This window comes from Catenovulum sp. 2E275 (genome assembly GCF_025515275.1).
Classification (GTDB): Bacteria; Pseudomonadota; Gammaproteobacteria; order Enterobacterales; family Alteromonadaceae; genus Catenovulum.
In genome coordinates, this window is sequence record NZ_JAOPFU010000018.1 from 39,172 (window position 1) to 51,297 (window position 12,126).

Consider the following 12,126-nt stretch of genomic DNA (forward strand, 5'->3'; position numbering starts at 1 on the left):
TATTCTATAAATTGTGCCTGACTTATCTTCTATCAGAATAAGTCAGGCACAAACGACAAACCACTTTGGTCAAATTCGCTATTATTTGGTCTAACCATTCAAGTTAAAATCATCTATTTTATCCAACTATTAATAAACTACTGTTTTTAAATGCTTTATTTTTTGGCATTAATTTTGATTTGCTTTCATCCTCAAACATAAAAAGTTAACAAGGTTAAGGATTAAAGTATGAAAAAATTATTGCTCATGGTGTTATTAGTCTCATCTGGTGCTTTATATGCCGACACTTTATTTGCCAACACTTTATTTTCCAAAGAAAATAACAGCCACAATAGATTTAATGTTGCGACGGATAATTGCTCTGTCTCTATTCAAAACGATATCTGGATTTCAGACAGCGAAATTAAGATTAAAAATGCTGATCATCAAACCTTAAAAATCACCGCGGATAATTCGCTGACAATAAACGGGAAAAATATAAACTTAACGCCAAATCAGCAAATAGCCCTCAATACTTATACTCAACAACTCAGAGCTAATTTACCTCAAGTCGCCAATGTTACCTTAGAGGCGGTCGCTTTAGCTGGAATAGCCATTGATGAAATTGCACAAGCGTTAAATTTAAAAAACCTAACAGAGTTACAACAGCTTATGTCCGGGCTTTCAACTGAAATACAAAACGCGTTTTATCAACAAGGCTTTTTTGTATTAGGTGAAAATACATTTGCCGAATTCGATAAACAATTTGGTGAGAAGTTTGAGCAAGTTATCGAAGCCAGCATACAAGAGTCAATCGGCTCACTATTAGCCAGCTTAGGCACAGCCATGTTTTCTGACGATAATATGCAAGCCTTTGAACAGCGCATGGAAACAATGGGCAAAAATATAGAAGCCAAAGTAGAAAACCAAGCTCAAACCATAGAGCACAACTTTTCTCAACTGTGTAACCAATTTAGCCAAATATCAGCTCAGGAAGATAAACTCAGCATTAAAATTCCCGAAATGCGCAATTACCGAATTTTTAAATTAACCAAGCAGAATTCAATTTAACATCTACCAGCAAATACAAAATCACACTTTTATGCGCATAAAAAAGTACATTTACCACACTTTTATGCGCATAAAAGTGTTAACTTTAATTTTACCCCAAAAGGCACGTATCAGTTAGATTGAACATCTAACAAACCAAACTGATGCAAATTGTATCAAAAAAGCAAAGTGCTACAATTTTATATATTTCCTATTTTGAAAAGGTGATTTATGGCTACTTTAAGTGTTCGTTTAGACAAAGAATTTGTGGAAAGAGCCAGCATTATTGCTAAAACATTAAGTCGTTCAACATCAAAGCAAGTTGAACACTGGGCTAAAATAGGTGAAATAATGGAAGACAATCCAGATTTATCTTATGAGTTTGTTAAACAAGCCCTAATTGCAAAAGCTGAAAAAGAAGCTGGCAAATTAGAGGCATACGGGTTTGACTAAAATAACCCAAGTGTTACAAACACCGACCTTTAAAAAAGCAGTAAAGAAACTCAAAGAATCCCGTAGGCATGTAGTTAATTACCGCGCTCAAGGCTTTTTACAGGGAAAACAATAAATGCCGTTAAAACGTACTCTAATCAAGAAAAATAAATCCCCTGCTCTTTCGAAGTTACGTAATCAATTTGCTTTTAAATGGCTAATCAAACAAAGAGTAAAGCAGGTAAATAATGCAATTGCTATAGAAATTAAAGATTTATAAAAATCTTTCCTCTAAGGGGCACTTGTGGCAGACTCAGATAGATGTTATTAATCGTATAACAGCACACTAGTGGAATAAACTTCGGGCACTTTTAAATAAATTAACACTAAATGATAAGTGACTTTAATTTTACGGACATAGTTACAATGAACACTGAATTTAAGACTAAACTTCATCCTAATGAATCTTTAAAAATAAACTCGCCTCAGCAAGTGAAGCTAAATGATTTCGACAAAAAAAAGGCAAATGATAAGTATATTGCAGGGGAAGTCCGTATTATTACCGAGCAAGCTCGTTATCCCCTAAATACAATTTTATCAATGGTCAAAAGTGAAGATTACATACTTAATCCAGAATTTCAGCGTCGCCACAGGTGGGACGTAACGAGAAAATCAAGATTGATTGAATCTTTCATTATGAATGTACCTATCCCTCCAATTTTTTTATACGAAATAGAATATTCCACGTACGAAGTCATGGATGGCTTGCAACGGTTAACTGCAATCTCACAATTCTATAAAAATGAATATGCTCTATCAAATCTGACTGAATGGAAAGAATTAAACGGCCTAACTTATGAGCAACTACCAGAGCAAATTAGAAAAGGAATCGACCGAAGATATATATCGTCAATAATCCTCTTGCAAGAGACCGCAAAAGATAAAGTTGAGGCTGCTAGATTAAAACAACTTGTATTCGAAAGAATTAACAGTGGTGGTGAAAAACTGAAATCTCAAGAAATTCGCAATGCGCTTTATCCTGGAGACCTCAACTCCCTATGTATTAAAATGGCGCGAGATAAATATTTTTGTAAATTATGGCAAATTCCTGAACCTGATGCTCACGAAATAAGTTCTGGGGAGCCTAGAGAAGAGGTGATAAATAACATCTATTATAAAGATATGTCAGATGTAGAACTATGCCTGCGATTCGTAGCATATCGACAACTTGACAAAATGGAAGGCAACACTATGGAAATTTTCTTAGATTCCTTCTTAAAAGCCGGTAATGAAAAATTTGATATTGATACCCTAAATCATATTAAAACAATTTTCGAGTCTACTACTAAACTGGCATACGAGATATTTGGAATTAAAGCATTCTGGATGCATAGAAAGCGATCAGAGAAAGGTTCTGCAGGTCAAAACTCTCACTGGTATCAGTTGCAGAAGCCGACCAAAGTTTTATATGACCCTTTAATGCAAGTTCTTTCCAATCTGTTGGACCACAGTGATAAATTGATTGAGAAAAAGGATGCCATTGTCGCAGGAACCCAAAAATTGCACCAAGATAATTTAGAAATATTTGCCGGCAGAGATACAAATAAAAATGACGTTATTCGAAGAGTAAATATCCTTAGAGAATATTTTGGACGTTTTATATGATAGAGACATCGCTATCTCAGTTTTTGGAAAGCTTAAAATCTTTAGAAAAGTATATTAACTACCATAGACATAGTTCAACTTATATAAACTTAGCATTAAAAAATGGGGATTTATCTGACCCGTTAAAACTTTTCAACCAAACTGATTTAGCAACTAAAAAATCTTTTGATTATCGTGGTTATATAATTTCACTATATGGAATGTTAGAACGATATCTAGAAGACTTATTGCAAGAATACTTAGAAAATACTCAGGAGATTTTCCCTAAGTATCACGATCTACCTAATGAAATAAAAAAAAATAATATATCCTTAAACAATGACCTTTTAAAAAATATTGATTTACCAAAAAATTCAGCGCTGTCAATTTCGAACATCGTCAAGAAGCTAAATGATAATCTAAATAACAATATTTCAAATCTGAATATAGAAGCCTTTACTAAACACACTTTCAATTTTAGAGTTAATACTATTGAAGAGTTTTTCAAGCGTGCAGGAATTACAGGCATTTTTCAAAGAATCAGGAAAATTCAGCCTCTGCATACAATACTAGCTGATGAATTTATAAGCTTAGATAGACTAAAATCCAATGTACTTTTTTCTTTTATAGACGAAATAGCTGAAAGACGGAATGAAGTGGCCCATGGAACTGATAATATTGAAGTTCTTTCAACACAAATAATACTAGAGTATTTAGAAAAATTTCGCTGTTTTGGTATATCCCTAAACCAACTAGTAAAAAGTCATTTTTTAATGCAAAAAACAAATGGTGTTAAAGAACACAAATTAATTGATGTTTTTAACAAACGTATTGCATGTTTAGCTGTTTCAGATATTAAATGTGATATGAATTCAACTATAGTGATAAGAAATAAAAATGCGCAACCAGAATTCAATACAAGTAAAATAATTGATATGCAGGTAAACAATAATTCAGTGCACAAAATTGACACTGATACAGAAATAAAGATAGGATTAAAATTAGATATTGATGTACACCGAAGTTCGATCATTTATATCTTGTAAATCAAGTACTTAAATATTTGAAATTATGATCTAGAGGTTCAATCCCCCGCTCACTCAACCTTCTCAGCAATTAATTCCTGCACAATAAGCTTTAATAAAAACGTTTCCCGCTCTATTGATAACCCTTTTTTACTGCTGTTTTTAATGGTTTGTTCATTGTGTTCAATGGCTTGATAAATATTCATCCATACTGGGCGCATGCCATTTTTTATTTCGTAGTCTTCCAGTTGAGTGGCGGCTAGTTCATCGTCTATTTCGCAGCTAAAACAGTACGACAACATATTTACGCTATCAAACTCGGGTTTGTGCCACGGGCGATATTCTTCATATAAACCAAAGGGTTGAATATTACGGATATTTTGCGCACCGGTTTCTTCGGCCAGTTCACGGCAAAAACCAGCAATCATATCTTCGCCTTCGTCTAAACCGCCGCCGGGTAAGCTGTAGTCGTGATAACGCTGGGTATAAAGCATTAAAATAGATTCGCCTTTTAGCACAATTGCACGGGTGGCGCGGCGCTTAAATAATTTATCTTGCGCTAAGTTAACATCGGGATGAATAGCAGTTTTTAATAATCGCACGGTTTAAATCACATTGAATATTTATTTTTAAGCGTAACTCAGCAATTAACCTGCGCTAAGGTTAAATAACCCCGTGCGGTTAATTGCTCGGTTTAATAAACTCGATCTGAGTTTAATTAGTTTTCTAAACGGGGGAATTGATCGGCTATGGTTTCACCGGTGAATTTTGCAACCCAGCCTTCGGGGTTATCAAAAATTCTAATGGCGGTAAATTTAGGGTTTGGCCCCATGTCAAACCAGTGTTTGGTTTGTGCCGGTACTGAAATTAAATCATCTTTTTCGCATAATATTGCATACACTTTATCGCCAATATGCAATACAAACTGCCCTTGCCCACGTACAAAAAAACGAATTTCATCTTCGTTATGCGTATGTTCGTCTAAAAACTTTTTGCGAAATTCAGCTTTTTGCGGGTGATCTGGATTCATGCTGACCACATCGTAAGACTGATATCCGCGCTCTTCAACCAAGCGATTAATTTCGGCTTGATATGCTTGAATTATCGTGTCGTTGTCGGCATCTTCGGCGAGGTCTTTTTCAAGCTGCCAGCGTTCAAACTGAACACCAATTTTGCTTAACTCGGTTTGAATTTCTGTCGCGTTGTGTGTATCAATAAAAATCTGGTTTTTATCTTGATCTGAATAAATCGTTAATTGGCTCATTATTTATCATCCAAAATCAGCTAGGTTAATTTGAGTAAAGTTGCTGGCTTGCGGGTGCTGGCCAACAATAACCTTGTTGTCGCGTACCAGTTGCATGGTATTAAAACCCGCTTGTTTGGCTGCGTCTAATTCTTCTTTAATATCGGATAAAAACAATACTTCGCTGGCGCTAAAAGGTAAAGACTGCAAAATAGTTTGATATGAGTTAACTTCGCGTTTATGGCCAACCTGAGTATCAAAATAACCTTTAAATAAAGGTGTCATGTCGCCAAAATCACTGTACCCAAAAATAAGTTGCTGGGCTTTAACCGAGCCACTGGAATAAACATAAAGCGCGATGTTTTGCTGATGCCAGTTGTTTAGCTCGGTGTAAGCATCTTGGTAAACATGGCCGGTAAAATCACCGTTTTGATAACCTTTAACCCAAATTAAACCTTGTAAACTTTTAAGCGCTGGCTCTTTTTTGTCGGCTTCTATCCAACTAATTAATTGCTCAATCACTTGCTCGGTTGTCATATCTGGCTGCTGGCAAACTTGTTTAACCGCGTTGATTTGCGCTAATACGTTATCTTGCGTGGCATTATTTTTAACAAATTCGGCCAGGTTTTGTTTGGCGTACGGAAATAATACCTGATGCACAAATTCAATTGAGCTGGTTGTGCCTTCAATATCGGTTAAAATGGCTTTTATGCTCATGCTTTCCCCAATAGTTTTTCTTGCCACAAACAAGCAAATAAAAATTCAAAGCCTTCGACATGGCGTTTTGCTTCGCTTACGCTATTGCCCCATGCATATAAACCGTGGCCTTTTACTAAAAAACCCGGCTGGGTGATTTCACCTGCATGCCATTTGGCTTCTACGCGTTTGGCAAGGGCATCAATATCCTGATCATTGTCAAATACCAATACTTCAATGCTGTCTAAATGCGTGGTATTGCCGCGCAGCGACTTTTGCATTTCGTAACCTTGAATCACAATTTTATCGCCACAGGCGCGTGATAATACGGTTGAATGCACCGAATGCGTATGTAAAACACAGTCAATTTGCGGATTTAGCTGATATAGTTTGGTATGTAAGCCGGTTTCGGCAGATGGTTTTAAAGCCGGATCAACCGCTTTATTATCCATAGTTGAAATCATTAAGTCGTCTAGGGTAAGTTGGTCTTTAAATTTACCTGACTGTGTAATTAAACAATGCTGTTCATCTATTCTTGCAGAAAAATTGCCACCGGTTGCCGGACACCATTGGCGCTCGCCAATAAAACGAACGGCATCAACTAATTGCTGCGATAACTGGGGAAAATTTGTAGGATGTAAATCAGATTCCATAATCTAGCTCAAACTATTAATATACCTAAAGTCATTAAGGTCGGGATTGTAACACATAGTTAACCTAACTCATGAGCATAAATAAAATGAAAATATTAAGCCGTAAATCCACCATTATCATTATTGCTTTAATCGCTTGCGCACTGGGCGCATATAGCGCTTTAAATTTAAATAACACGCCCAAAAACCCAGTTTTGCAACAGGCTTTTGCCAGTAATATTGAGCAAACTAAATTAGCAGATTTTAAACAGGATTATATTATTTTAGATTTTTGGGCAAGCTGGTGTCAGCCTTGTGTTAAGTCATTGCCTTATTACGAAACTTTATTTGCTGATTTACCACCGCACAAATTTGCTTATGTTGCGGTGAATTTAGATACAGATCCGGCAGATGCAAAACAATTTCTGGCCGATTTAAACTTAAACCACACAGGGGTATTTTTTGACGCGGAAGGATTATTACAACGCAGCTTTTCGATAGCGGGTTTACCCACTTTAATTGTACTGGATAAACAAAGACAGGAAATAAACCGTTTAATGGGTTTTAACCCTAAACAGCAACAAAACCTTGAGAACTTATTAGTGAACTTAAATACCAATTAAAAGCTGAAATCACTATTTGTGAACTAAGACAAAATGGTGACTAGTACCGTTTCAATATATGTTTAAGTACAGCTTGTAGATCGGCGTTTACGCCGTTGAATATTGTAGTTTAACGGCGCTCGACAATTTGCTCCTGCAATGTTCTACCACTGGTATCCATGCCAGCGAACTAGACCTACAGTAAAACTGAACTCATCAAAGTTAAGTGTACTAAAATAAAAAAGCCGCAGATTAAACTTAAAATTTAATCTGCAGCTTTTTTGGATACTGTTTTTAGTAGTGGTATATAGCGCGTTACTCAGCGTTGTTTAGCATTTTCCTTGAGTGTTTTAGCGCGCAATTACGTGTTATACCGAAAAGCTTGCGCCACAACCGCAAGTTGAAGAAGCGTTAGGGTTGGTCACAAAAAAACGAGAACCTTCAAGGCCAGATGTATAATCTACTTCGCCGCCAACTAAGTATTGCAAACTCATTGCATCGACAACTAAAGTAACACCTTCTTTTTCGATTAACATATCACCGTCATTTACTTTTTCGTCAAAAGTAAAACCATACTGGAAACCAGAGCAGCCACCACCTGTGATATAAACACGAAATTTAAGATTCGGATTTTCTTCCTCTTCTATCAGCTGCTTAACCTGCTTTGCCGCAGTATCTGTAAAGTTAAGTGGAATTGCATCCATCTCTTATACCTCATCTTATAAACCTAATGCTTTATTATCTAATACCTGACTAAAACGTTCAACTAATTATCTAAAATTCAGCTCACTTATTCCTGATGTGTAATTTCTGGTTGCCAGTCGAAAACTTGGCTGGTTTCACTATGTTCCTGTCCTCTAGCTTTTGGCAAAGTCACAGTTAGCTCAATTCGCTCAGGTGTAAAGTTTTCGGGCAATACAAAATTACCTTCAAGTATTTGAAAGTATTTAAAATTAAAACTCATATCGTTTTCAGATAAAGCGAGTTGGCTAATTTCAAAATTACTGGCCTGCTCATTTTGCATGCCTTTTAGGTTAATGGTGACATTGCCTTTGGCAAATTGTTTAATTTTACTGGTTTGGATCAGCACCACTTTGTATCTGTATTGCTGCGCAATTAAAGTTGGCTCTATATATAATCTGTCGATAGTCACGCCACCGGCATTTAACTCTGGCGCCATAATATTTTGATAAAAACTAAGCTGTTCTTTGTATCTAATATTATTTTGTTGGGCGGTTTGTAGATCTTGCTGGATTTGCTGCAAACTAAGTTTGCCTACTTCGGCCTCGACTCTCACAAAGTTAAGTTGCTGCTCTAGCTGGTATACTTGCTCGTCTCTTGCTTCTAATCTTTTTTGTAAAGTTGAGTATTGATCTAACTTTTTTTGATCTAACCACTTTGCAATGCCAAAACCGGCTAAAAATGCGAATAACAAAATCGCTAAACCCACTAATGTGGTATAAAATCTTATATTTGGACGAAAAATAAATTCAAAATTATTAATAACTTGTTTTTTCAAAGCAATGATTCTTCTTTATTGATTGTGATAGACTTAACTAACCTGTATTAATGATTTTATCTTAGACCGATTTTAACCATTAAATATCCTAAATGCCGATAGAAAAACACCTTAAAAGACTAAGAACACAACTGGCGTATCCCAAAATATCGATTCAGTTAAGTATCTTAGGTTTAATTGCAGGTTTATGTGCATCCGCTTTCATCATTGCGTTTCGTTGGTGTTTAGACAATATTCAACTTTTTTATCTGGATACGCCAGACGATTTTACCAGTTTAGAACCGCATTTCAGATTTATCTTACCTTTTATTGGCGCAGGTTTAATTGCTTTAGTTGGTGTTTCTACCCAGTTTAAATATTTTCGGCTTGGTATTCCGTTTGTTATTTATCGGCTAAAAATATTTTATGGGATGATGCCACTGCGCAATACAATTAACCAGTTTTTTGGTGGCATAATTGCAATGAGCAGTGGATTTTCGGTCGGCAGAGAAGGCCCAGCGGTTCATTTAGGCGCAGGTGCTGCAAGTTATTTTGCATCTTGGCTGAAACTTCCTTACAACTCGGTGAGAACTTTATCAGCCTGTGGCATGGCTGCTGCAATTGCAGCCTCGTTTAATACTCCACTTGCCGCCGTTATTTTTGTAATGGAAGTAGTATTAAGAGAATACAAAACTCATATTTTCGTTCCGGTTATGCTGGCATCGGTTGCTGGCGCATGGGCGAATCGTTTAGTTTTTGGGCATGATCACGATTTAAGTGGATTATCGATTCATTTATTAAGTATTGAACATTACCCTTATTTAGTTTTTATGGGGTTAATTGTTGGTTGTTTTGCATTTGCCTTTAACCGCCAGTTACTTGAAATTATTCGCTCGTTTCGTAGCGTAAATATGCTGCCGCGTTTATTTTTATCCGCATTAATTACTGCGATTATCGGCTTTTTGGTGCCACAAGCGTTGGGCACTGGGTTAGGCGCTATTTATATTGCACAGGTTAATATTGATAACGCACAGTTATTAATGACCATTTTTATTGCTAAAGCAGCGCTGACTATTTTTGCGATAGGTTTAGGTGTTCCCGGTGGGGTGATTGGCCCCATTTTAGGCTTAGGCGCTATGCTTGGCACTTTATTGGCTTTGGTGGCCTCTATTTTTATTGGTAATTTAGCTAATTATTCAGATATTTATGGCATTTTAGGATTAGCCGCTTTAATGGCGGCTTGTTTAAATGCCCCACTGGCCGCTTTGGTCACCGCCCTTGAAATGACTTATAACCCTGAAATTATTGCCCCTGCAATGGTGGTTATTGTTTCTGCGTATGTGATTTCTAATCAGTTATTTAAAAACCGCTCGCTATTTATTATGCAGCTTGAGTTACAAAAGCTGGATTATCAAGTACCACCTACTTACGACATTTTACAAAAAACCGGGGTGCAGGCTGCAATGGAGCGAAACTTTGTGCTGGTGAAAAGTGAGGATGAAGAGGTTATTAAACGTGCCCTTAACCGCGCCGGAAAACGCCCAGTGATTTTAAAACAAACCGAAGATGACAGCGTGAGTTTTAAACTGGTTAGTTACGATGTTTCGCTCGACCCAAATAATAAAACGCCTTATAAATTTGAAGAGCTACAAGGGGTTGAGTCGCGCTATACACTGGCCGAACCTTATGAAATTTTACAGCAAAAACGACGCGGCTCTGTGTATATTTTTGAGCAAGAGCTAGACAAAATTATTGGGGTATTGAGTTGGCATCAGCTCAGGTTAAGATTAACCAAAGGCAATTATCAGGAGTTTGAATAATGCTGATTTTATGGCTAAAAGCCTTTCATGTTATTTTTATGGTGGCTTGGTTTGCCGGTATTTTTTATTTTCCGCGATTACTGGTGTATCACGCTCAAAGCAAAGAAAAGTTAGTACATGATCAGCTCAAAATAATGGAGCGCAGATTATTGTATTTTGTTACCCCGTTTGCAGTTTTAACCGCGGTTTTTGGTATTGCGCTCATTTATCAGTATGGTCGTGAGTGGTTTAAATTAAGTGGTTGGTTACATGCCAAACTCACTTTAGTTATATTGCTTTATTTATATCATGGTTATTGTTTTAAATTATTGGCTGAGTTTAAGCAGGATAAAAATAAGCGCAGTGCGCGCTTTTATCGCTGGTTTAATGAGTTTCCGGTTATTTTATTATTCGCAATAATTATATTAGCTGTGGTTAAGCCTTTTTAGCCAAAGTATTACAGGCTACAATTTACCCGTCGTCATTTTTATAGGTGTCATTCATGTTCAAATTTGAAGGTTCAAACATTCTGTCGGTTAATCAATTTGACCGCGAAAGTATCGAATATTTATTCCGCATTGCAGACCTTATGCAGCCTTATGCGCATCGCGAAAAACGCACAACTGTATTAGACGGCGCAATTTTAGGTAATTTATTTTTTGAACCCAGTACACGTACCCGTGTGAGTTTTGGTACTGCTTTTAACTTGTTAGGCGGCCATGTTAGAGAAACCACAGGATTAAGCTCGTCAGCTTTGGCAAAAGGTGAATCGCTCTACGATACCGCAAGAGTATTAAGTAGTTATAGTGATGTAATTGCAATGCGCCATCCTGAGGCTGGCTCGGTAGCTGAATTTGCCACCGGCAGCCGGGTTCCGGTGATTAATGGCGGTGACGGTGCAAACGAACACCCAACGCAAGCTTTATTAGATTTATATACCATTCAAAAAGAGCGCCATGCTCACCACGAAGGCATAGACGGGATGCATATTGCTATGGTGGGCGATTTAAAATATGGCCGAACTGTGCATTCATTATCTAAATTATTAAGTTTGTATAAAAACTTAAAATTTACCTTAATTGCACCAAAAGAATTAGCCATGCCAGATTATATTATTGATTTGGTTGAAGATGCAGGTCATCAGGTTGTGATTACTGAGCAGCTTGAAGGCCATTTAGAGGCGGATATTGTCTATCAGACCCGCATTCAGGAAGAGCGATTTGCCTCAGCCGAAGAAGCTAATTTATATCGGGGCCGCTTCCGTTTAAATCAGGCGATTTATACCCAGCATTGTAAATCTAACACTGTCATTATGCACCCGCTGCCACGCGATTCACGTGCCGATGCCAACGAATTAGATAACGACTTAAACTTAAATCCAAACTTAGCTATTTTCCGTCAGGCCGATAACGGCGTATTAGTCCGCATGGCATTATTTGCCACTACGCTTGGCGTGCAGGATTTAGTCACTAAATATGATCAATCTGTACACTGGTACAGCAACAAAAGCGATACGGTAATTTAAA

Annotated in this window: 15 protein-coding genes; 9 read left to right on the forward strand and 6 right to left on the reverse strand. The window is 37.0% G+C overall.

The features are described from left to right. The first annotated feature begins 228 nt into the window (after positions 1 to 228). The 5 genes from N7931_RS10350 (at position 229) to N7931_RS10370 (ending at position 4,151) form a co-directional block, all read left to right on the forward strand. Entirely contained in the window at positions 229 to 1,050 is an 822-nt protein-coding gene (locus N7931_RS10350) for a YggN family protein (RefSeq protein WP_262793872.1), read from the forward strand. Between the two features lie 210 nt (positions 1,051 to 1,260). Continuing rightward, complete coding sequence (locus tag N7931_RS10355; protein WP_262793873.1) at positions 1,261 to 1,482, forward strand: ParD-like family protein; 222 nt, start codon at positions 1,261 to 1,263, stop codon at positions 1,480 to 1,482. 115 nt (positions 1,483 to 1,597) lie between these two features. Then, positions 1,598 to 1,741 carry a hypothetical protein gene (locus tag N7931_RS10360; protein WP_262793875.1) on the forward strand — a complete coding sequence of 48 codons (144 nt, stop codon included), beginning with the start codon at positions 1,598 to 1,600 and terminating at the stop codon, positions 1,739 to 1,741. 146 nt (positions 1,742 to 1,887) lie between these two features. Next, the gene (locus N7931_RS10365; protein ID WP_262793877.1) at positions 1,888 to 3,126 is read left to right on the forward strand and encodes a DUF262 domain-containing protein; all 1,239 of its coding nucleotides are present in this window, start codon (positions 1,888 to 1,890) and stop codon (positions 3,124 to 3,126) included. Then, entirely contained in the window at positions 3,123 to 4,151 is a 1,029-nt protein-coding gene (locus N7931_RS10370) for an MAE_28990/MAE_18760 family HEPN-like nuclease (protein WP_262793878.1), read from the forward strand. Before N7931_RS10365 ends, N7931_RS10370 begins: the two co-directional genes overlap by 4 nt. 50 nt (positions 4,152 to 4,201) lie before the next feature. Here N7931_RS10370 and N7931_RS10375 read toward each other — a convergent pair whose 3' ends face one another. From N7931_RS10375 to N7931_RS10390, 4 genes are all read right to left on the reverse strand, one after another. Continuing rightward, positions 4,202 to 4,732, reverse strand: coding sequence for an NUDIX hydrolase (locus tag N7931_RS10375; RefSeq protein ID WP_262793880.1), 531 nt, complete (start codon positions 4,730 to 4,732; stop codon positions 4,202 to 4,204). A 116-nt stretch (positions 4,733 to 4,848) separates the two neighbouring features. Beyond that, the gene (locus N7931_RS10380) at positions 4,849 to 5,394 is read right to left on the reverse strand and encodes a 1,2-dihydroxy-3-keto-5-methylthiopentene dioxygenase (protein ID WP_262793882.1); all 546 of its coding nucleotides are present in this window, start codon (positions 5,392 to 5,394) and stop codon (positions 4,849 to 4,851) included. Between the two features lie 6 nt (positions 5,395 to 5,400). After that, positions 5,401 to 6,090, reverse strand: coding sequence for an acireductone synthase (gene mtnC, locus N7931_RS10385; protein ID WP_262793884.1), 690 nt, complete (start codon positions 6,088 to 6,090; stop codon positions 5,401 to 5,403). Continuing rightward, positions 6,087 to 6,722, reverse strand: coding sequence for a methylthioribulose 1-phosphate dehydratase (locus N7931_RS10390; RefSeq protein ID WP_262793885.1), 636 nt, complete (start codon positions 6,720 to 6,722; stop codon positions 6,087 to 6,089). Before N7931_RS10390 ends, mtnC begins: the two co-directional genes overlap by 4 nt. An 86-nt stretch (positions 6,723 to 6,808) precedes the next feature. On the opposite strand from N7931_RS10390, the gene N7931_RS10395 reads away from it, so the two are divergent. Then, on the forward strand, positions 6,809 to 7,324 hold the full coding sequence (locus N7931_RS10395; protein ID WP_262793886.1) for a TlpA family protein disulfide reductase: 516 nt from the start codon (positions 6,809 to 6,811) through the stop codon (positions 7,322 to 7,324). A 347-nt stretch (positions 7,325 to 7,671) separates the two neighbouring features. Here N7931_RS10395 and erpA read toward each other — a convergent pair whose 3' ends face one another. After that, entirely contained in the window at positions 7,672 to 8,007 is a 336-nt protein-coding gene (gene erpA, locus N7931_RS10400) for an iron-sulfur cluster insertion protein ErpA (RefSeq protein WP_262793888.1), read from the reverse strand. 86 nt (positions 8,008 to 8,093) lie between these two features. Further along, the gene (locus N7931_RS10405) at positions 8,094 to 8,822 is read right to left on the reverse strand and encodes a DUF6776 family protein (protein ID WP_262793889.1); all 729 of its coding nucleotides are present in this window, start codon (positions 8,820 to 8,822) and stop codon (positions 8,094 to 8,096) included. 92 nt (positions 8,823 to 8,914) lie between these two features. Between N7931_RS10405 and N7931_RS10410 the strand changes: the two genes are divergently transcribed. Genes N7931_RS10410 through N7931_RS10420 form a run of 3 tightly spaced genes read left to right on the forward strand, consistent with a single transcriptional unit; the run spans position 8,915 to position 12,125 of the window. Continuing rightward, positions 8,915 to 10,621 (forward strand): chloride channel protein, encoded by a 1,707-nt coding sequence (locus tag N7931_RS10410; protein ID WP_262793890.1) that lies wholly within the window; start codon positions 8,915 to 8,917, stop codon positions 10,619 to 10,621. Next, positions 10,621 to 11,049, forward strand: a complete 429-nt coding sequence (gene hemJ, locus N7931_RS10415; protein ID WP_262793892.1) for a protoporphyrinogen oxidase HemJ — start codon at positions 10,621 to 10,623, stop codon at positions 11,047 to 11,049. Before N7931_RS10410 ends, hemJ begins: the two co-directional genes overlap by 1 nt. A gap of 53 nt (positions 11,050 to 11,102) precedes the next feature. Then, the gene (locus N7931_RS10420) at positions 11,103 to 12,125 is read left to right on the forward strand and encodes an aspartate carbamoyltransferase (RefSeq protein ID WP_262793893.1); all 1,023 of its coding nucleotides are present in this window, start codon (positions 11,103 to 11,105) and stop codon (positions 12,123 to 12,125) included. The last annotated feature ends 1 nt before the right edge of the window (position 12,126 follow it).

Excerpts from the sequence above, each read along its gene's own strand:
- N7931_RS10380 (WP_262793882.1), bottom strand. The coding sequence starts at position 5,394 with ATGAGCCAATTAACGATTTATTCAGATCAAGATAAAAACCAGATTTTT.
- N7931_RS10355 (WP_262793873.1), top strand. The coding sequence starts at position 1,261 with ATGGCTACTTTAAGTGTTCGTTTAGACAAAGAATTTGTGGAAAGAGCC.
- hemJ (WP_262793892.1), top strand. The coding sequence starts at position 10,621 with ATGCTGATTTTATGGCTAAAAGCCTTTCATGTTATTTTTATGGTGGCT.
- N7931_RS10350 (WP_262793872.1), top strand. The coding sequence starts at position 229 with ATGAAAAAATTATTGCTCATGGTGTTATTAGTCTCATCTGGTGCTTTA.
- N7931_RS10410 (WP_262793890.1), top strand. The coding sequence starts at position 8,915 with ATGCCGATAGAAAAACACCTTAAAAGACTAAGAACACAACTGGCGTAT.
- N7931_RS10420 (WP_262793893.1), top strand. The coding sequence starts at position 11,103 with ATGTTCAAATTTGAAGGTTCAAACATTCTGTCGGTTAATCAATTTGAC.
- erpA (WP_262793888.1), bottom strand. The coding sequence starts at position 8,007 with ATGGATGCAATTCCACTTAACTTTACAGATACTGCGGCAAAGCAGGTT.
- N7931_RS10365 (WP_262793877.1), top strand. The coding sequence starts at position 1,888 with ATGAACACTGAATTTAAGACTAAACTTCATCCTAATGAATCTTTAAAA.
- mtnC (WP_262793884.1), bottom strand. The coding sequence starts at position 6,090 with ATGAGCATAAAAGCCATTTTAACCGATATTGAAGGCACAACCAGCTCA.
- N7931_RS10395 (WP_262793886.1), top strand. The coding sequence starts at position 6,809 with ATGAAAATATTAAGCCGTAAATCCACCATTATCATTATTGCTTTAATC.
- N7931_RS10360 (WP_262793875.1), top strand. The coding sequence starts at position 1,598 with ATGCCGTTAAAACGTACTCTAATCAAGAAAAATAAATCCCCTGCTCTT.
- N7931_RS10370 (WP_262793878.1), top strand. The coding sequence starts at position 3,123 with ATGATAGAGACATCGCTATCTCAGTTTTTGGAAAGCTTAAAATCTTTA.
- N7931_RS10390 (WP_262793885.1), bottom strand. The coding sequence starts at position 6,722 with ATGGAATCTGATTTACATCCTACAAATTTTCCCCAGTTATCGCAGCAA.